This window comes from Mesorhizobium sp. WSM4887, assembly GCF_029625865.1.
Lineage (GTDB): Bacteria > Pseudomonadota > Alphaproteobacteria > Rhizobiales > Rhizobiaceae > Mesorhizobium.
Genome location: NZ_JARTVP010000001.1, coordinates 1181453 through 1201170 on the forward strand (window position 1 = coordinate 1181453; position 19718 = coordinate 1201170).

Annotated in this window: 18 protein-coding genes; 10 read left to right on the forward strand and 8 right to left on the reverse strand. The window is 56.7% G+C overall.

What is annotated here, in order from left to right:
* The first annotated feature begins 201 nt into the window (after window positions 1-201).
* The gene (locus P9230_RS05640) at window positions 202-450 is read left to right on the forward strand and encodes a hypothetical protein (RefSeq protein ID WP_278117775.1); all 249 of its coding nucleotides are present in this window, start codon (window positions 202-204) and stop codon (window positions 448-450) included.
* On the opposite strand, the gene P9230_RS05645 is transcribed toward P9230_RS05640, so the two are convergent.
* Window positions 447-617 carry a hypothetical protein gene (locus P9230_RS05645; protein WP_278117777.1) on the reverse strand — a complete coding sequence of 57 codons (171 nt, stop codon included), beginning with the start codon at window positions 615-617 and terminating at the stop codon, window positions 447-449. The two genes, P9230_RS05640 and P9230_RS05645, sit on opposite strands and share 4 nt — an antisense overlap.
* 437 nt (window positions 618-1054) lie before the next feature.
* Between P9230_RS05645 and P9230_RS05650 the strand changes: the two genes are divergently transcribed.
* The 3 genes from P9230_RS05650 to terL are packed head-to-tail and all read left to right on the forward strand — an operon-like array spanning window position 1055 to window position 4325.
* Window positions 1055-2431, forward strand: a complete 1377-nt coding sequence (locus P9230_RS05650) for a DNA methyltransferase (protein WP_278117779.1) — start codon at window positions 1055-1057, stop codon at window positions 2429-2431.
* The gene (locus P9230_RS05655; protein WP_278117781.1) at window positions 2428-2868 is read left to right on the forward strand and encodes a DUF5681 domain-containing protein; all 441 of its coding nucleotides are present in this window, start codon (window positions 2428-2430) and stop codon (window positions 2866-2868) included. Before P9230_RS05650 ends, P9230_RS05655 begins: the two co-directional genes overlap by 4 nt.
* Before the next feature lie 2 nt (window positions 2869-2870).
* Window positions 2871-4325 (forward strand): phage terminase large subunit, encoded by a 1455-nt coding sequence (gene terL / locus P9230_RS05660; RefSeq protein WP_278117783.1) that lies wholly within the window; start codon window positions 2871-2873, stop codon window positions 4323-4325.
* A 12-nt stretch (window positions 4326-4337) separates the two neighbouring features.
* On the opposite strand, the gene P9230_RS05665 is transcribed toward terL, so the two are convergent.
* From P9230_RS05665 to P9230_RS05675, 3 genes are all read right to left on the reverse strand, one after another.
* Window positions 4338-5066, reverse strand: coding sequence for a hypothetical protein (locus P9230_RS05665; RefSeq protein WP_278117785.1), 729 nt, complete (start codon window positions 5064-5066; stop codon window positions 4338-4340).
* A 64-nt stretch (window positions 5067-5130) separates the two neighbouring features.
* On the reverse strand, window positions 5131-7098 hold the full coding sequence (locus tag P9230_RS05670; RefSeq protein ID WP_278117787.1) for an FAD-dependent oxidoreductase: 1968 nt from the start codon (window positions 7096-7098) through the stop codon (window positions 5131-5133).
* Between the two features lie 289 nt (window positions 7099-7387).
* Window positions 7388-8146, reverse strand: coding sequence for an IclR family transcriptional regulator (locus tag P9230_RS05675; RefSeq protein ID WP_347403979.1), 759 nt, complete (start codon window positions 8144-8146; stop codon window positions 7388-7390).
* A gap of 303 nt (window positions 8147-8449) precedes the next feature.
* Between P9230_RS05675 and P9230_RS05680 the strand changes: the two genes are divergently transcribed.
* The 6 genes from P9230_RS05680 (at window position 8450) to pcaF (ending at window position 14335) form a co-directional block, all read left to right on the forward strand.
* A complete protein-coding gene (locus tag P9230_RS05680) occupies window positions 8450-9757 on the forward strand; it encodes an LLM class flavin-dependent oxidoreductase (protein ID WP_278117791.1) in 1308 nt (435 codons plus the stop codon).
* A 196-nt stretch (window positions 9758-9953) separates the two neighbouring features.
* On the forward strand, window positions 9954-11321 hold the full coding sequence (locus P9230_RS05685; protein WP_278117793.1) for an L-serine ammonia-lyase: 1368 nt from the start codon (window positions 9954-9956) through the stop codon (window positions 11319-11321).
* Between the two features lie 168 nt (window positions 11322-11489).
* On the forward strand, window positions 11490-12032 hold the full coding sequence (locus P9230_RS05690) for a VOC family protein (protein WP_278117795.1): 543 nt from the start codon (window positions 11490-11492) through the stop codon (window positions 12030-12032).
* 44 nt (window positions 12033-12076) lie between these two features.
* Entirely contained in the window at window positions 12077-12649 is a 573-nt protein-coding gene (locus tag P9230_RS05695; protein WP_278117797.1) for a cupin domain-containing protein, read from the forward strand.
* A 29-nt stretch (window positions 12650-12678) separates the two neighbouring features.
* Window positions 12679-12954, forward strand: a complete 276-nt coding sequence (locus tag P9230_RS05700) for a hypothetical protein (protein ID WP_278117799.1) — start codon at window positions 12679-12681, stop codon at window positions 12952-12954.
* 175 nt (window positions 12955-13129) lie between these two features.
* Window positions 13130-14335, forward strand: coding sequence for a 3-oxoadipyl-CoA thiolase (gene pcaF, locus P9230_RS05705; protein ID WP_278117801.1), 1206 nt, complete (start codon window positions 13130-13132; stop codon window positions 14333-14335).
* A 182-nt stretch (window positions 14336-14517) separates the two neighbouring features.
* Here pcaF and panD read toward each other — a convergent pair whose 3' ends face one another.
* From panD to P9230_RS05725, 4 genes are all read right to left on the reverse strand, one after another.
* Complete coding sequence (gene panD / locus P9230_RS05710) at window positions 14518-14970, reverse strand: aspartate 1-decarboxylase (RefSeq protein WP_278118345.1); 453 nt, start codon at window positions 14968-14970, stop codon at window positions 14518-14520.
* A 218-nt stretch (window positions 14971-15188) separates the two neighbouring features.
* Window positions 15189-16343, reverse strand: coding sequence for an acyl-CoA dehydrogenase family protein (locus P9230_RS05715; RefSeq protein WP_278117802.1), 1155 nt, complete (start codon window positions 16341-16343; stop codon window positions 15189-15191).
* 1 nt (window position 16344) lies between these two features.
* On the reverse strand, window positions 16345-17541 hold the full coding sequence (locus P9230_RS05720; RefSeq protein WP_278117804.1) for an acyl-CoA dehydrogenase family protein: 1197 nt from the start codon (window positions 17539-17541) through the stop codon (window positions 16345-16347).
* 8 nt (window positions 17542-17549) lie between these two features.
* Window positions 17550-19673: a 3-hydroxyacyl-CoA dehydrogenase NAD-binding domain-containing protein gene (locus P9230_RS05725; protein WP_278117806.1), complete on the reverse strand. Its 2124-nt coding sequence runs from the start codon at window positions 19671-19673 to the stop codon at window positions 17550-17552.
* Between the last annotated feature and the right edge of the window lie 45 nt (window positions 19674-19718).

The following is a 19718-nucleotide window of genomic DNA, read 5'->3' on the forward strand; positions in this document are numbered from 1 at the left end:
TGGCGCAGTCGTTTATTCCGAGTTGACTACTACTGCGGTTCGAGCGTTGGTCGGCCTATGAAACGCAGACCAGCGACACGGGTGCTTGAGTGGGAACGGCTCGCCCTGAAGGGAGACTTTTCGGCTATTCCGACGCCCTTCGCTTGGGATCAGTCGAGCCGCTTCGCCCATTTCCTGAATGGCTATGAGATCGCTGGTGGGATGGACCGCCTGGCCGAGATTTCGAATGCCATGTCTGCCGAATTCCTGCGAACCGGCGAGTGGCAAGGCACCGCGCTCGAGCTCTGGCTCTGCCTCTTTTTCCAGCATAGAGCACATCGTCATATGGGATTGGAAGAAATCGACCCGAGCCTCGACGATCTTTGCGACGCCCTTCGGAAGGCGCTCAGCCGCTTGAGTTTCGTCGAAGCCGAATTGCTAGCGTCGCGCTTAGCGCAGCATGCCATCTAGTCAGTTTCCGGCTGCCCCTTCAGCCGCTCAATCTCGGCATTGGCCTGATCAATGTATTCCTGAATGTCGGCCGTCCGGGGCCGGATCTTTTCCATACTAGAGCGAAACTCGATCCACTCCTCAAGGGGTGCGAAAGGGCTTGGAGGATCGATAAATCCCAGAAACATCGCCGCCCTCCTTTGCAATCTAAGATAGATTAATACACCATATAGTTGAATTTTCATAGAGCGAGGGGGAAGATCGGATTCGTGAAATAGAGCCCATCGCGCTAGGCCCCGCCGCCCCGCTTGCCGAGATTACAGCCGTGCTTGGGGTAGTTAAGAACGACGCCGCCAAAAAATCTTGGCAAGAGGCGACCTCGCGCGAGCGGCATGCCAAAATATTTTGTCATGGCTATGAAGCATCAGTCGAGGAGAGCCAAAATATTTTGGTGGCCTAATTCTAGGCCAGCGAGCGAAAAATTCAGCACATCGAATTCCATTTGATGGTGAAAATCTTGAAGCCTGTGGAAAGCGGGTACGATGAATTTTTGGCGGTCCTTCGAATCAACCAACATGACAGCATCTGATCACGCACGCCGCCAACGCCTAGTCAGAGGATTTTCATGCCCGCCAACATTCATACCGTTTCGATCGACGCCCTCGTCCCCTACTCCAGAAATGCCCGCACCCATTCCAAAAAGCAGATCAAGCAAATAGCCGACAGCATCGTCGAGTTCGGCTTCACCAATCCCATCCTGGTCGATGAGAGCAACAACGTGCTCGCCGGCCACGGCCGCCTTGCCGCGGCTCGTCATCTCGGGTGGAAGGAAGTACCCACCCTTTCCATCACGCATCTCAGCGAGAAGCAGAAGCGCGCTTACATCGTCGCCGACAATCGCATCGCCGAGCAGGCCGGCTGGGATAAGGAAATCCTTGCCATCGAACTCCAGGCGCTGGTCGATCTCGATTTCGATGTGAGCCTCACAGGCTTCGATATTCCCGAGGTCGACATGATCATCGGCGAGTTCTCGCCGGACAATCAGGACGACGCCGACGAGGAGGATGAGATCACTTTGCCGGACAAGGCCGCCGGTCCTGCCGTTACTCACGCCGGCGATCTCTTCCTGCTTGGCGATCATCGCCTGATCTGCGGCAACGCGCTTTCGGCCGAAGTCTTTGCAGCACTCATGCAAGGGGAAAAGGCGTCAGTGTGTTTTACCGATCCGCCCTACAACGTTCCCATCGGTGGACATGTCACGGGCTTAGGCAAGACGCAGCATCGCGAGTTCGCGATGGCTTCTGGCGAAATGTCCGATGACGAGTTCGCTCGCTTCCTCGAACAGTCATTCGCTGAGATCGCCGCCTTTTCCAAGCAGGGCGCGATTGCCTTCGTGTGCATGGACTGGCGCCATATCGCGGAGACCATTGTTGCAGGAAGAGATGCGTTCGGCGACCTGCTCAATCTGTGCGTCTGGAACAAGACCAATGCTGGCATGGGCAGCCTCTACCGCTCGCAGCATGAGCTGGTCCTGGTGTTCAAGAACGGCAAGGAGCCGCATCGCAACAACGTCGAACTTGGCAAGCACGGTCGCCACCGCTCCAATGTCTGGACCTATCGCGGCATCAACAGTTTTGGCGCCGACCGGATGGCCGATCTGGCGTCGCATCCGACCGTCAAGCCGATCAACCTGGTTGCCGACGCTCTGCTCGACGTCAGCAAGCGCGGCGATGTGGTTCTCGATCCATTTGGAGGGTCGGGGACCACGTTGCTTGCCGCGCAAAAGACCAGGCGCCGGGCCCGGCTGATCGAGATCGATCCTCATTACTGCGATCTCATCGTTCGACGCTTCGAGAGGCACACCGGAAAGCAGGCAACGCTCGCTGCGACCGGCGAGACTTTTGAGGAGCTGAGCGAACGGCGCGCCAGGGAAGTTGTCCCGGCGCCCGAGAACGCGACTGCGTCTGCGATGCAATCTGAAAACGCGGAAGGTGTGCTGTGAGCGGCCGAAACGGAAACAGAAAAAGGCCTACTCACTACGAGGTCGGCTATGGAAAACCGCCATCGGAGCATCGGTTCGCCAAAGGCCAGTCAGGCAATCCGAAGGGGCGTCCGAAGGGCAAGAAGAACATCGACACCATGCTTCGCGAGACACTGTTGGCGACGATCCCTATTCAGATCAACGGCAAGACAACGAACGTGACCGCCCTTGAGGCCATCGTCCTCAAGTTGCGCAACAACGCGATCGCCGGAGACTTCCGCTCGGCGGTCCAAGCCATCCAACTTGGGATGCGCGCGCTTCAGCCGGAGGAGACGGAATCCAGTGCTGTCGCCAGCCCTCTCGATCAGAACGCAATGATGGACCTCATGCGCGACTATCTCGAGCATCAAGACCCGGCCGCGAACGACGACGGCTCCAAGACCGATGAAGAAGAATGACAATGAACGCGCCCCTTCCCAACCACCAGAAATTTGGGGCTCGCTCACCCGCAGCCCCGACCGCTTTCCAGATGCTGATGGAGTTAGCACGCAACGACCTGGCGACCTTTGTCGGGTTGGCCTTCTCGGCTGTCGATCGTTCGACCTATTTGCCCAATTGGCACATTCGCGCGATCGCGTACCAACTCGAGCGGGTCGCGCTCGGGCAGTGCAAACGGCTGATCATCACGATGCCGCCTCGATCGCTGAAATCCGTCACCACCTCGGTCGCCTTCCCAGCGTGGTTGCTGGGACGCAACCCGTCCAAGAAATTGATTTGCGTGTCCTATTCGCAGCCATTGGCCGTCAAGCACGCGAACGATTTCCGAAACGTCGTCGATACTGGTTGGTATCGATCGATGTTCCCGACCTTCAAGATCAGTTCGCGCAAGAACACCGAGAACGAATTGCAGACGACGCTGGGTGGCGGTCGATTGACCACCTCCACCGGCGGTCAGCTGACCGGTCGCGGCGGCGACATCATCATCATCGACGATCCCCTGAAGGCGGAGGATGCACATTCCGAAACGGCGCGCAGCAAGTGCGCCGAATGGGTACGGACGACTTTGATGTCGCGCTTCGACAACCCGGCTACCGGCGCCGTCATCCTTGTCATGCAGCGTCTCCATGTCGATGATCTGGCGGGTGTTCTTTTGGAGGCGGGCGGCTGGGACCACCTCAATCTGTCCGCCATTGCCGACGAGGACGCGCGAATTCCAATGAGCGCAAGTCGCTGGCACGCGCGTAAGATCGGTGACCTGCTACATCCTACTCGGCTCGGAATGCCTGAACTCGATAGGCTCAAACGCGATCTCGGGTCGCTCACCTTTTCCGCCCAGTACCAACAGTCCCCTGCCCCGGCGGATGGCAATATCGTCAAACGCGCGTGGTTTCGTTACTACGACCCCGCACAGCTCGATCGGCGTTCGATGACGATCGTGCAGAGTTGGGACACCGCCCTGAAAGGCGATCCGAGTTCCGATTATTCCGTTGGCACGACCTGGGCAAAAGACGACACCAACTACTACCTGCTCGACCTCGTTCGCGTCCGGGCTGCGTATCCGGACCTCATCAACACGGTCAAAGGATCGATCGAAAAACACGAGCCGGACATCGTCCTCGTCGAAGACGCCGGCTCGGGATCAAGCTTGATCGCCGACTTGGACTATCAAGGCATTCCGACAAGGCCTGTGAAAGCTCGGACCGACAAGGAGAGTCGGCTGTCGCGTGTCTCGGCAATGATCGAGAACGGCAACGTGCATCTCCCGAAAGACGCGCACTGGAAAGACGATTTCATGCTCGAGGTGCTCGCCTTTCCGAATGGCAGGCACGACGACCAGGTCGACTCCATGTCTCAAGCGTTGATTTGGATGAAGGACGATAAGCCGACGGGTGGGTTCTATCTAGGAACGTTCTGAACACTCATCTTATCAATCCGTTTCTATACGTGCTTCTGGCAGAAGCGACAGGCATTCCGGTAGAATGCTCCTCAGATAAAGAATCTGAATATGCACGGCCTCTTGCAGGATATGGTCGTCGATGTGTCCATTGGCCATATAAGCCCGCGACCAGAGCGCGTCCGCTACCTCAATCGCGATCATGATCTTCTTCGGCAGATCGGGAATTTCAGGAAGGATGAATACTCTCTTCAAGCCTTCGAGAACGATTCTCGCGATGCGTTCATTCTCTCCGATTGTCGCAAAGCTTGCGGCCCGATGGCTAGTAGGGCCGAGAATGACCTCGGAGATATGGCGATTCTGGTTATAGTAATCTACCGCAGCTTGTCCCATCTTCAGCAGCCAATACTGCCACTTGTCATTCCGCAGCGCCACCATTTCTCGAATGACCTCGAATAGTTTTTCAGACGCGCTTCTCATATAGCGCTCAGTCAAAACTATCCGTAGCGCCGCGGTCGTCGGAAAGTGGTAGTTTACGGAGGCAGGCGAAATATCCGCCTGCCGGGCGACATCATAGAAGCTGATGTCTTCTATATTTGAGATTTTCAGTAATTCTTCGATCGCTTGTATTATCTTTTCGTAACGCTCCAGGCTTCGTGTTTGCGTGGGCTGCCGAGCGACATGTTCCACGCCATCAGACCTCACCTTTCGAATTGAGGATTTTCGCCTCACGGCTGATTTAGGCTCGAGCGTGGTCTTCAATGGGTGGCACTCACATCCAGTGAACCCATTGCGCGGGTCCATCTCTGTCCTTATGGCACTTTCTTCACAATTCGATAGCCACCTTCAAGCCCTCCAACACCGCCTCTTCCGCGGTGCGGGGTGACCAGCTGTCGCCGATGATTTCGGTTTGAATGTTGAGCCCGGCAAGCTCGGCCTCAAGGGTACGGTCAGCAGACGCTCCGTGGCAGATGACCAGCGTATCCACGTTTTCGAACTCGATAGGCTTCAGAGCAAAGACGTGCTCGAAATAGACTGTGCCACCGTCCGCACCAAAGAGCCGCGCATAGTTGACCACCTCGACGCCCGCATTGAATAGGCCGGCGGCCGACTCGTCTCGAACATACGGAGGCAGTGTCTCTGCAGGCATTAGCCCATTGACCGCCAGCGTGACATGGTGGCCAGCGGCAGCGAGCTTGCGCGCGACACCCACGCCAACCCAGTCTGCTGTGCAGTCGGCTATTATCACCCTTCCACCCACTTTCACCTTGTCGGCAACGACATCGTGAGCCGTAACCACCTGCATGCCCGAGATGTTTTCGCTGTCAGGTGTTGAAGCTGTCCCGCCGGTGGCGATTATCAGTGCATCTGGTTGCTCTGCCTCGACCAGTTCACGGGTGACGCGGGTATGTAACCGAATTTGGACCTGCGCCAGTTGCACTTCGTGCTGCAAGTTCGTGACGAGGCCACCGAACTCTGCCCGACCTGGTAGCCTTGCAGCAAGGTTTGCCTGTCCTCCCAGGGAACCGGATGCCTCACAGAGGATGACCTGATGGCCCCGTGCAGCTGCAACCGCGGCAGCCTTCATGCCGGCGGGGCCACCACCTGCGATCATAATCCGCTTGGGCAGCTTGGCGGTACCATAAGCGCCTAATGTCAGCTCACGCCCGGTTTCGGGATACTGAATGCAGGAGACCGGGTAGCCCTTCTGAAAGTGGCCTATGCAGGCCTGTACGCAACCTATGCAGGCTCGGATGTCATCAAGCCGATCGCCCATCACCTTCACGCCAAGGTCAGGATCCGAAATCATGGCGCGGTTCATGCCAACCGCGTCAGCGGCACCGGATCGTATCGCCTCCTCGGCAGCCTGTGGCGTGTTGTAGCGGCCCGTAGCAATCACAGGTGCTCTCACGACCTTTTTTATGCGTGCGGAAAAGGGGGTAATGTAGCCTGTGGGCTGATACATCGGCGCTACGATGTGGGAGGAGCCGGCGCGGGTTGCCGGGGTTCCCAAGACGACGTGCCAGAAGTCGACCAAATTCTCGGAGTCGATGCGTTTGCATGCAGCTACCGTATCTTCGGCTTCAAGGCCGACGTTGTCCATATCGGAGACTGAAATGCGGATACCAACGGGTATGTCGAGGCCAACGGCGGCCCGGACTCCGCGTGCAACTTCCAAGAGGAAACGCTGACGGTTTTCCTCGCTGCCGCCGTATTCGTCGGTGCGCTTGTTTACGGATGGTGTCAGGAACTGAGCCGGCAAGTTGCCTTGGTTGGCAATGATCTCGATGCCGTGAAGACCAGCGCGGACCGCCCTTTTTGCTGCCTCAGCGTAGGATTGGATGATCCCTCTTATCTGGGTCACCGTCAGCGCCCGGGGAACCACATAGAACCGTTCGCTACGCACCTCTGAAGCCGAGTACGCGCGAGGCTTCGTGCCATCGTCAGATTCGTAAATCTCGCGACCAGGGTGCAAGAGCTGGGCAAAGACTGTGCCCCCCTCGCGCTCGACCGCCGCCACCATCCGTTGCAAGCCCGGTATCGCCTCGTCGCTGGACAGCCGCAATTGATCCTGCGAGGTCAGGCTCATGTCGTCCACAGTGGCGCCGCATAATATCTGCAGGCCCGCGCCGCCTCTGGTACGTCGAACCTGATAGGCGATGTAGCGGTCCCCAACGAGACCGTTCGATTCCTGTAGCTTCGAGTTATGGCCGGTGAAGACCATACGATTTCGCAGGGTTACATTCCCGATCTTGAGCGGCGACGTAAGAAGGGGATGAGCGACGCTGGCCATGCTTGGGCTTCCTAGATGGTATGAAATTATCCAATTTAAATTAGTTATGATGCGAACAATCGGCTCTGCTCCTGAACGGCAAACGCTTGCTTAATCCACCGCCAGGGAGCGACGCAGGGGAATTACGGCAGAAAAGCTCGTTTAGCGCACGCCCTTCTCCGGAGATGCGTTCAACTCATTATCTGATGTTAATCAGATTTTTCCGCGATGCAAGCGGGAAAAGCCTCATATTGCGCCGCGGCTGTCCGCCTGTTCGCTCGTTCAATTGAAGAGCCGCAACAGAAATGGACTACGCCGACCCGGGCAGAGCTTTGATCGATGCGCCTAGGTCGGCTTGGATTTTTGAAACCATACTGACAAGCGCCGGACCGATCTTGTTCCGAGCAGATTCCTCGTCGATGATTTCGGCAATGCCACCGCACGTGATCGATAGAATGGGCGATCCGTCCAGAGGCCTCAACGGAATGCCCACCGCTCTTACATAGCTGTGCCAGGTTCCGAATGCAGTAATGTATCCGTACTCGGCATATTCCGTCATGGCCTCGTCGAGGATCCGATCTATTTTACGACGATCACCCGACTCGGCCCACCCGAAACGCTCCTTTAAATCGGCTCGTTCATCAGGCGTAAGACCTACAAGGTAAGCGAGCCCCATCCCACTTTTCCAAAGCGGTATTCGTGATCCAATGTTCAACCTAAGTGTCACAAGGCTCTCGGATCGGCAGTTCGAGAGATAGACCATCTCCGCTTGATCCCTGGTGCCGAGTGCAACCGCGGCTCCAGTCTCATCAGCAATCCGCTGCATGAGGGGCCGAGCGAGATGGATAATTGGATTGGAGCTAAGCGCCGAGTACCCCAACGCTATAACGCCACTCCCTAAGCTGTAGCGCCCAAGCACTTCATTGTAGACAAGGTAGCCGAGGCTGGCGAGCGTATACGTCAGACGAGAGACTGTGGCTTTCGGTAGGCCGGTCCGCTCCATTAGCTCAAAATTGCCAAGCGAGCTGTCATTTGGCGTAAACGCCCTGAGCACCTGGAACCCACGCATCAGCGCGCCGGACACGCCCTGAGAATCATCCCCCTCGCTTGCAGCTGGATTCTTTTCTCGTTTTCGCAAAACAGCCTCTTAAAGCCGGTCCTGAATGTGAGCGCATTGTTAGCTGGTCAGGCGTGCGCCCTCAACCCATCAAGACCTTCGGACTCGGAACTCAACCGCCTTGAAGGCCTGCTTCGCGATCAATGAAGCATCGATAACGGAATTAAGTTTCGTTTTTTTGATTTTCGGGCTTGCCTTATTTTGATGTCTCGATAGCCTTAGCGAGGAGTCCTCATGCGGCCTTGGAGAGTTGCTATGGCAAAAGAGATGCATTTGGTCGGCTACAGCTGTGCCACGCCGACTTGGCACCACAACGGGTCATGGCGCCATTTCGAAAGTGACGCCCTGGAAGCTCTGGACCCTAAACGCTACGAGAACATGGCCCGCATTCTCGAGCGCGGAAAGTTCGACGGAATGTTTTTCGTCGACGTCCAGATGATCGAAGAGGTTTATGCTGGAAGCTTCAATGCGAATTTGAAGCAGCCGGGGCAGACGTGGTTGCTGGATCCAATGCAGCTTCTGGCCGCGATCGCGCGAGTGACCACTCACCTGGGACTTGCAGCGACGATGTCAACGTCTCTGTATCCACCGTTTCACATCGCAAAAGCATTTGCGACTCTTGATCATATTAGTGGCGGCCGAGCAGGCTGGAATGTGGTGACGTCTGCCAATGACAACGAAGCGAAGAATTTCGGCTTCGAAAAGTTGCTCGAGAAATCGCTTCGATACGATCAGGGCGACGAGGTTCTGGAGGCAGCGCATGCGCTCTGGAACAGCTGGGAGCCAGATGCCTTCGTTCTGGATCGGAAGAACGCGATTTACGCTGATCCTTCAAAAGTTCATCACGTGAATTATCAAGGTAAGTATGTGAGTACACGAGGCCCCTTGACGACGCCTCGATCTCCTCAAGGGTCTCCAGTCATCATGCAAGCTGGCGCTTCAGAGCGGGGACGCGAGTTTGCAGGACGCTGGGCGGAAGTGATTTTCGCCATTCACGCTAACAAGAAGCATATGAAGGCATTTTACGATGACGTTAAGCGCCGGGTAGTAGCGCATGGCAGGAATCCAGGCCATTGCGCGATCCTGCCGTCGATCGACGTGATCATTGGCGAGACTGAGTCCATCGCCCGGGAAAAGGCCGACTACCTAAACTCGCTTGTCAGCCCGGAACTGGGCGTTGCCGGCATTTCCAATTCCATTGGTATTGATCTCTCCGGCTATCCTCTCGACAAACCCCTGGAGAACATGGAGATCACGCAGGGTCCAAGGGGCATGTTTGACGTGATCCTCCAGGGATCTGAAGGAAAAACTCTTCGAGACGCCGGTCAGGCGTGGGGCGTCAGCCAGATGAATCCGCAACTGGTGGGAACGCCGAAAATGATTGCCGATCACATGCAGGATCTGTTCGAAAGCGAAGCATGCGACGGCTTCATCGTATGCCCTTCCCTCACACCGTCGTCTTATGTCCAATTTGTGGACGGCGTAGTTCCGGAACTACAGCGGCGAGGAATATTCCGCAAGGAGTATTCTGGAAGCACATTCCGCGATCACCTCCGAAGCTGAACTACGCTAGCGGGGCCGAAGACTCGGGTGAGTCGTCGAAACGGCGAGCGCTCCGCAATAGGCGTCCTCAAACGAGACTTTACCCAGGGGTCGTCGTCGTCGAATCGGCAGGCGCGCTGCGATAGGCGCCCTCAAACGATGGCTTCAGTCATGTCGACGCTCTCCAAATCTGTGCATGTTCCCAACAGGCAGCTGAATGTTCATTTCTGTCTTCGACATTTTCAAAGTTGGTATCGGCCCTTCTTCCTCCCACACTATGGGACCAATGATAGCGGCGGGACGGTTTCTTGAATTATTGCGCAGTTCGCAGTGTCGCCCCCGGGGTTTGAGGGTAACGCTCTACGGCTCTCTGGCATTCACCGGAAAGGGGCACGGTACTGATCGAGCAATCATCCTTGGACTGGCCGGGCTTGATCCGCGTAACTACAAACATGATGACGCGGAACAGGCACTTACTCGGATTGGCACAGAGCGGTTCGTAGAGCCCCCGGGCTTGCCACGCCTGCATTTCAACCCGAACAGTGACCTAAACTTTGACTTCGGCCCGCCCCTTTCAGGGCACGCAAACGGCCTTCGCATACTAGCAGTTGATCACAAGGACGAGGTCGCGCTCGAACAAACGTTTTATTCCATCGGGGGTGGATTTGTCTTGACACCAGACGAACTGGCAGCAGCTCCGACACACGGGCCGAATGTGGACTATCCATTTCGGACAGCCACAGAGATGCTCGATATGACCAGCAGGTCGGGGCTGTCAATCGCACAGATGAAATACGCAAATGAGCTCAGTTGCAGGACAGCCGATGAGATTGACGATGGGCTACGACGCATCTGGCAAGCAATGAACCAGTGTATTGACCGCGGTTTAGCTTGTAACGGTGTTCTGCCAGGAGGACTAGCAGTTGTTCGTAGGGCTCGTCGGATTCATGAGACCCTGGTAGCCAGTAGGAAGCGCAATACTTCACCGCCGCACGAAATCAATGACTGGATTTGTGCATACGCCATGGCAGTTAACGAAGAAAATGCAGCTGGAGGCCAAGTCGTCACTGCGCCCACAAACGGTGCAGCGGGAACCCTTCCCGCCGTAGTAAGATACTGGATTGATCATGTCCCAGGAGCCGACGCCTCTCGCCTACCCGATTTTCTGCTCACTGCCGCCTCGATTGGCGGGATCATAAAACATAATGCCTCCATCTCGGGGGCGGAGTGCGGCTGCCAGGCCGAAGTCGGCAGCGCGTCGGCGATGGCTGCGGGAGGTCTGGCCGCGGTGCTTGGGGGTACGCCTGAGCAAATCGAGAACGCTGCTGAGATTGCCCTCGAGCACCATCTAGGGATGACTTGCGACCCCATCCGAGGACTCGTCCAAATTCCCTGCATAGAGCGAAACGGCTTGGGCGCAATCAAGGCTGTGGCCGCGGCTTCTCTCGCACTCAGAGGGAATGGTCGGCACTTCGTACCTCTTGACGCTTGCATCGAGGCCATGCGCCAAACGGGCAAGGATATGAACGAGAAATATAAGGAGACCGCGCTGGGAGGGTTGGCAGTGAACGTTCCAAACTGCTGACTTTCCGAACCAGCCGCATGGATGCCTGGCTTCGGCTTAGAAGCCAGAACTCGCACTCGCCTCACAAAAAACGGAATTTGATTTCAAAAATGAATGGAAATGTGCTGAGCAATGTGCTGAGGTATTTCGGCGCCGCAAGCGAGAGCGAAGGCATAGGATGCTTAAAATATGAACTCACCCCCGGAATCGCCGGCCCGCGCCCCCGCAGACCTGCTGCCGCCAATCACGCAGATCGCCTACCTCGTCGAAGATCTAGACCAGGCGGTTGCGTTCTGGGCGAGGCATCTTTCTGTTGGACCATTTAAGGTTATTAGAAATATTCAATTTTCCACCTCGGAATACATGGGTACCCCCGTCGACGTCGATCTAAGTATCGCACTTGCCTGGCGAGATGGAATTCAGATTGAACTGATGCAACACAACTCAGAGGCAAAGTCAGTATTCAACGATGGTCTGGCCCCAGTTGGAGGCTTTCATCACGTCGGCATCAGGTCTACCGACATAGTCGCGGACGAGCAAAAGTTGATCGCTGCGGGAATGCACCGCCTGCAGCGCAATATTTCATTCACCGGCACAGAGACGATCTTTTTCGGCGGCGGTCCAGGCGTAGGCATTGTCGAACTTATCCAAACAACTGACGGTGGCTCCTTCTCGGAGAAATTAAAACAGGCTGCGCTCGAATGGGATGGCGTCAAGCCGGTGCTGCCGTAAGAGCGTAGCCGTCAAATCCGGACTCGATCAACAGGACAATTGCCATGACAGTCACGATCGAAAAGCTTTTCTTCGATGGAAACGGGCGCGTGCCAAATTCACGCTTGCCGCTGCTCATTTATCGCAACGTCGTCCGCTGGGATGTTCCAGCCATGGAAGCGATTATGCGGCAGAATAAGTGGATACCATCTTGGCACGCGCATCATGGAATGTGGCCAAGGCATCACTTCCACTGCGAAGCGCATGAAATCATTTGCGTCACAAAAGGAACGCACATCGGCAAATTCGGAGGCCATAACGGCAAACAGGCTCAACTGAATGCTGGCGATGTGATCGTGATCCCTGCCGGGGTAGGACATTGCGGCCTTCAGATTAGCGAAGATCTGAATTTGACGGGGGGCTTTCACGACGGGTTCGGAGTTGTCGATTTTCGAATGGGCTTTCCTGAAGAATATGCGGAGCTGTGCCAGCGAGCTCGCCAAGTTCCCATCTTGGACTACGATCCCTTTTTCGGAGTTGATGGTCCGTTGGCTCGGATATGGCGGGACGCGGATCGCGGCATCCGCCGAGAAGAGGCTGAAACCTTTAACGCTTCGCAGCTTTCAACCCTGGCGTGATTACTAAGAAACAAGATAGGAGAACCCCGATGGCTATGAGAACGGTCGAACCCGAAGAACTCGACATTTTGGCTCACCAAGCGGAATACGCGAAAGCTAGTGGCGCGGCAGAAAACCCCGACCACGTCGGAAACATGGAAACGATGCTGAGCAATCTCGTACAAAAACGGCGCAACCTCGCTCAAGATGCAGTCTCTTATCCCATCGCGTTCATGGGGAGAGCGCTCGATATTGCTCGGCTCCAACCGGTAATCGAAGCAGTCGAGCGGGCCATCGAAGATGAAAAGCGCCGCTCCCGAAACTGAGCTACCTTCATGCGGATCTCAAGCTCGTCTTAGCTTTCATATCAACCCAATCAACAGACTCACCGGCTGCCGAGCCGCTCGCAGAAGTGCCACCAGGAGCCTCGGCCGAAGAACGCGCGATGTGCCGGCCGTTCTAAAAGCTGCGCATGAAACAGCCAAAGGGAAAGCTGCCTAGATGGCCGAGGCCTATATCTGCGATTACATCCGCACGCCGATCGGCCGCTTTGGCGGCTCCCTCTCCTCGGTACGTGCCGACGATCTCGGCGCCATCCCGCTAAAAGCGCTGATCGAGCGCAATGCCGGTGTCGACTGGGCAGCTGTGGACGACCTCGTTTATGGCTGCGCCAACCAGGCCGGCGAGGACAATCGCAACGTCGCGCGCATGGCGCTGCTGCTCGCCGGCTTGCCTCAGGACATTCCGGGGTCCACCATCAACCGCCTCTGCGGCTCCGGCATGGATGCGATCACCATTGCCGCGCGCGCCATCAAGGCCGGCGAAGCCGAGCTGATGATCGCCGGCGGCGTCGAATCGATGAGCCGCGCGCCGTTTGTCATGCCGAAGGCCGACACCGCCTTCTCGCGCAACGCCGAGATCCACGACACCACCATCGGCTGGCGCTTCATCAACCCGCTGATGAAGAAGCAGTATGGCGTCGATTCCATGCCCGAGACCGGCGAGAACGTCGCCGAGGATTTTTCCGTCAGCAGAGCCGACCAGGACGCTTTCGCCGTGCGCAGCCAGAACAAGGCGGTCGCGGCGCAAGCCAGCGGCCGGCTGGCGAAGGAGATCACCCCGGTCACAATCCCGCAGAAGAAGGGCGATCCGGTCGTCGTGGCGAAGGATGAACATCCTCGCGCGGGCACCACCATCGAGGCGCTCGCCAAGTTGCCGACGCCGTTCCGCCAAGGCGGTACGGTCACCGCCGGCAATGCCTCCGGTGTGAACGACGGCGCGGCAGCCCTCATCATCGCCTCGGAAGCCGCTGCCAAGAAGCATGGCCTGACGCCGATCGCCCGCATCCTTGGCGGTGCCGTCGCTGGTGTTGCGCCGCGCATCATGGGCATCGGCCCGGCGCCGGCTACGAAGAAACTCTGCGCCCGCCTCGGCCTGACACCTCGGCAGTTTGACGTCGTCGAGCTCAACGAAGCCTTCGCCGCGCAAGGCATAGCCGTGCTGCGCCAGCTCGGCATCGCCGAGGACGCCGCTCACGTTAACCCAAACGGCGGCGCCATCGCGCTGGGCCATCCGCTAGGCATGTCCGGCATCCGGATAACCGCCACTGCGGCGCTGGAACTTTGTCAACGTGGAGGCCGTTACGCGCTCGCCACCATGTGCATCGGTGTCGGCCAAGGTATTGCCATAGCGTTGGAGCGGGTTTGAATGACGATTAGATCAGTCACGATACCACTCTTCGCGGCACATCGCTGGGACGTCGGGCAATTTCGAGCGGACTCTCAGCCGCTCACTTGATGAATCCTAAGTTGGGCAGTGAGACCCGCATTGCGACCAATGGCAAGCATCGGTCTTCAAGTTGGCACAAGTTCGCCGCACTCTGCGCCGAATCACTCCCCAGATAGCAGGGCGGGAATGGCTAAAGGCACATTCTTATCGTCAAGGATTGAAAACCTGTATCGGCCATGTACGTCAAAATCGACCGAGTAGCTAAGACGATCGAGTATGCAGTTGTCCCGGTCGAACGTGACGATCCGTGGCTTCAGCGACGTAATTTGCGCTTCATCCAGATAGAGGGAATTGCACACGATGATCTGATCGCCTGTCTGACAGGTGCGTGCGGCTGCACCGTTGAGGATGCAGCATCGTGAGCCTCGCTCGCCAATAATCACATAGGTCGAAATTCGCGCGCCGGAATTCTTATTCCATATGTCGACGAATTCCATTGGCAGGATTCCGGCTGCCTCGCAGTGGTCGGGGTCCAACGTTATCGAACCGTGGTAGTTCAGGTTCGCCTCCGTTACGTGAATGCCGTGCAGTTTGCCAGCAACCACCTTCCGCATTGGTTCCATTATCTACTGCTCCAGAAGCTGGCCGCTCGGCGCCGCTCCGATCAAGAGACGATCGCCGGTGAAACCTCCGCAGGTGCTGCGGTTGAAAGAATCTTGCTCATCCGGCCGAAACGATTTCGCACGATAGGACTGGGCGTGGGAGGGGCATCATCTCGGCAAACAAGCCGCCGTATTCGACGATCGTCTTGACATCAGCAATGTCCAGTTGATCACATCGACAGTGCGGCCGTGGTAGCGGCTGTCAGCATCATAAACCGCTCTAGATGGAAGTCAGAATCGCCAAATCGGTGATCAACCATGGTGAGTCGTTTCGCAAGATGCCCAAGCGCATACTCTTTGGTCATGCCAATTCCGCCGTGCATTTGTATTGCCTCTTCCACTACGAGGCGGGCAACGCGCCCAATGAGATTTTTGGCAGCGCTAACTTGGCGCTCGCGCTCGGCTCGGGGCGCGTCTAGATGACCGCAGGCATTGATCGCCGCAGAGCGGGCCTGCTCGATCTCAATCAACAGGTCGGCCATGCGATGCTGGAGAGCCTGAAACTTGCCTATCGGTTGACCGAACTGTTTGCGAGTACGCAAGTATTCGACCGTGAGATCCTTGATGGCTTCCATGAGGCCAACCGCCTCCGCACACTGCGCGGCCGCGGCACGGGCATGAGCATCCTCGATTGCGCTGGATGCGCCACCAATCTCACCCAGGCGCTGGTCGTCAGGAACAACCACTCGTTCCAGCCTCAACTCAGCAGCCCGGCCTCCGCAATTCAGCGGGTAGGAACGCTGTGAAAGACCTTCCGAGTTGAGCGGGATCAAGAACAGAGTTATTCCCTCCGGATCTCCGACCGACCCAGAAACTCGCGCGCTCACGAGTGCGAGATCAGCTGCCGGCGCCCCCACTATCAGGGACTTGGATCCGGTCAGGACCCAGTCACCCTCGGTCCCCTTAATAGCCTGCGTAGCCACATGGGTCAGATTATAGCGGCCTCCTTGTTCGGTGTGAGCAAGTGTAACGATGCGGCCCGAAATTATCTCTCCAACTATCTCCTGCTGCTTAGGTGTTCCTAGCGACGCAATTAGCCCTCCGGCAAGAATTCCGCTTTCCATTAGAGGTTCGAAAACGCCCGCGCGGCCTATCTCCTCAAATACCACGGACAGGTCGAAGCCGTTTCCACCAAACCCTCCAACTCCTGCATCAAATAGCGCTGCGGGCACACCTAATTCGACCAGCCCTTTCCACAATTGGGAAGAATGGCCATCCGACCTTTCCGTCGCTTCAACGAGCATGTCCTGCGTAACTGACGAACGCAGAAATCGACGCAGATTGTCCTGCAGCATTTGACGTTCTTCGCTGAGATCGAAGTTCATATCAGAGATCCAAAATGGCCTTCGCTATAATTTGACGTTGAATCTCGCTCGAGCCGCCATAGATCGAGAGCTTCCGGTTGTTGAAATAGCTTTGAGTGACTGCCATGGCGTAGCTGGGCCCAACAGGAGCAGTGTCAGACCCGTCTTCGAGCAGTTCAGAGATGAAAGGCATCGCGTTGGGACCCACAGCCTGACGCGTCAGTCTGTTTAGTTCCTGGCGAAGGAGTGTGCCCTTGACCTTCAGCATGGAACTCTCAGCACCTGGCGCCTGGCCAGCGGCCGCTTTGGCTACCACCCGGAGATTTGTGGTTGCCATTGCCATCAGATCGATTTCCACCTGCGCCAGGCGAGTCATAAAAAACGGATTGTCTATTAGCTTACGATCACCATCCTGTTCGGCTGCCGCAATGCGCTTCAAGACTGCCAGAGCCTCATAAGCGATGCCCACTCCGGCCTGGTTTGTCCGTTCGTGCGTCAATAGATATTTCGCATAGGTCCATCCTCTGTTCTCCTCGCCAACAAGGTTCTCGGCCGGGACCCGAACATCGTCGAACCAGACTTCATTCACCTCGGGCTCGCCGTCGATCAGCACTATTGGTCGAACGCTCACACCTGGCGACGCCATATCCACGAGCAGAAATGAGATACCTTCTTGGGGCCTTCCGCCCCGCAATGTCCTGACGAGGCAAAAGATCATGCTTGCGTGTTGCGCAAAGGTCGTCCAGGTCTTTTGGCCGTTGACTATGTAGTAGTCGCCCTCACGGACAGCTGAAGTCTTTAGGCTAGCAAGATCGGAGCCCGCGCCAGGTTCGGAGTAACCCTGGCACCACCAGTCTTGCCCATTGAGGATTCGCGGGAGCCAATGATTTTTCTGTTTTGGGGTACCAAACTCCTGCAGGACAGGTCCCAGCATGCTGAGGCCGAAGGGCACAATTCGCGGGGCGTGGGCGCGAGCTGCCTCCTCCTCGAAAATATGACGCTGCACTGCATCCCAACCCGGGCCGCCATACTCCTTTGGCCAGCTCGCTGCCAGCCATCCGCGTCGGTTCAATACCGCGTGCCAGCTCTCGTGATCTTCCTTGGTGAGACGCTGTCCAGCTGCCACTTTCGCTGCGATCGGCTTTGGGAGAAAGTCCTTGAGGAACAGCCGTACCTCTTCCCGAAAAGCGAGTTGCTCAGTGCTATACGCGAGATCCATTTTGTTTTTCAGCCGTTCAAGCTGGAGAAAGTAGAGTTCTCTGCAACAAGGCGCTCAAGGAGTGGGGCTGGAGACCAAAAGAACTCGTCTTCCTTCGCCCAAGTTTGAATATCGGCAAGAAGACCCGAAAGGCCCTGAGAATCCGCCCAGTGCATGGGCCCCCCTCTGTGCCGCGGAAAGCCGTAGCCAAAGAGAAGAACAGCATCGACGTCTAAAGGGCGCGCCGCGATCTTTTCATCGACGACACGTGCCGCCTCGTTGACCATCGCAGCCATATATTGCCGCTGAATCTCATCATCACCGAAATTTCGCGCTACGACTCCCTTTGCGGCCCGACAACGTGCAATAATCTCGTTTACCTCATCGTCGGGCTCGCCGGATCGCCCACGCTCCTGATAAATGTAGTAGCCGCGGCCTGCTTTCTGCCCGAGGCGGCCCATATGATAGAGTTCGTCCGCCCATACAGGAATGATGTCGCGGGGATCTCGATCGGCAGCTTTGCGTTTCCGGGTCAAGAAACCGATGTCGAGGCCAGCCAAGTCGGCAACAGCATAAGGACCCATGGGGAAACCGAAATTGACAATAGCTCGATCAACTTGGTAGGGGCTCGCGCCTGCTAGGACCATTCGGTCCGCAGCTCCGCGAAACCGGGTCAATATGCGGTTACCTATAAAGCCGTCGCATACACCCGAGCGGACGGATACCTTGCCGAGTTTCTTACCGAAGGCAAACGCCGTGGCAGTGACGTCGGGTAGGGTCGAGTCGGTCACGACCACCTCCAGAAGCCTCATCACATGTGCCGGAGAGAAAAAGTGGAGCCCAACGACATCGCCTGGTCGGCTGGTAACCGAGGCCATTTCGTTCACGTCCAGATATGAGGTATTGGTGGCTAGCACGGCGCCTGGCTTCATCACTTCATCAAGCCGCGCAAACACTTCCTTTTTTACATCCATCGATTCATAGACGGCTTCGATGACGAGATTTGCTTCTGATAAAGCGCCATAGTTAGTGGCACACAACAACTTTCGGGACAGAAGATTCTCGCGGTCCACCTCTGACAGCTTACCGCGCTTCACAGCTGCTGCCAGGTTGCCATCTATGGTGCGCTGCGCTGCCGTCGCGACGGATTCATCTCGCTCGATTAGGCACACATCATACCCAGCGAGCAAAGCAGCCGTTGCGATGCCTGCTCCCATCGTGCCACCTCCGACCACTCCAATCGTCGAGAGGTTGCGGGGAGCGATCCCAGAAAGTTCCCGTAGTTGGGAGACCTTGCGCTCCAAGAAGAAAGCGTGGACCAAACCAGCCCTCTGCGGCGTTTGCATCAACTCCAAGAACAGCCGGCGCTCTTCGGCAATGGCGTCTTTGAAAGGCAGACGAGTGGCCGCCTCAATTGCGTCTACGACAAAGAAAGGTGCAATTTGCCCGTGAGCCGTCTTGCCAAGCCTCGTTCGGGCTGCTGCAACCGCATCGCGGTCAGGTGCCGGTTTCGGCAATTCGCTCACTCGGCGGGCCCCTTTGTCAGCAGAAAGAACTTCATTTGCAAAGGTGATCCCGGCTGAGCGCACGCTCCCTTCGCCAATCCTGTCGATCAGTCCCAGAGTCAGCGCAGTTGCCTCTGTGACCGGAGTTCCTGGAAGGATAAAGTCTAGCGCCTTTTCCACTCCTGCTAACCGTGTGACGCGTTGTGTGCCTCCGGCTCCAGGTAACAGACCGAGGGTGACTTCCGGGAGTCCGAGTTTCGTGGAGGGCATTGCCAACCGATAATGGCAACCAAGAGCCAGCTCTAGCCCACCTCCCAAACTAACTCCATGCATCGCGGCAACGATCGGTTTGGTAGAGACCTCGATACGGTTAATAAGCTCCGGGAGAGTGGGCTCGAGAGGAGGTTTCCCAAACTCCTTGATATCGGCTCCGCCGACGAACATCCGCCCAGCACCCATAATCACGGCTGCCCTAGCGACGTCATCCTGATCAAAGCGCTCAACCGCCTGCCACAACGCTGATCGCACCTCTTGGCTCAAGGCGTTGACCGCGCCATTTTCGATAGCGATAACCACTATCGAGCCATTTCGCTCATAACTCACGAGGTCAGTCATAATTTTTTGCTCGTAATTGGAATTAAATTCCATTTATCGCATTTGCCGCAGCTTGGCTAGCTGCTGAGGCGATTTTCT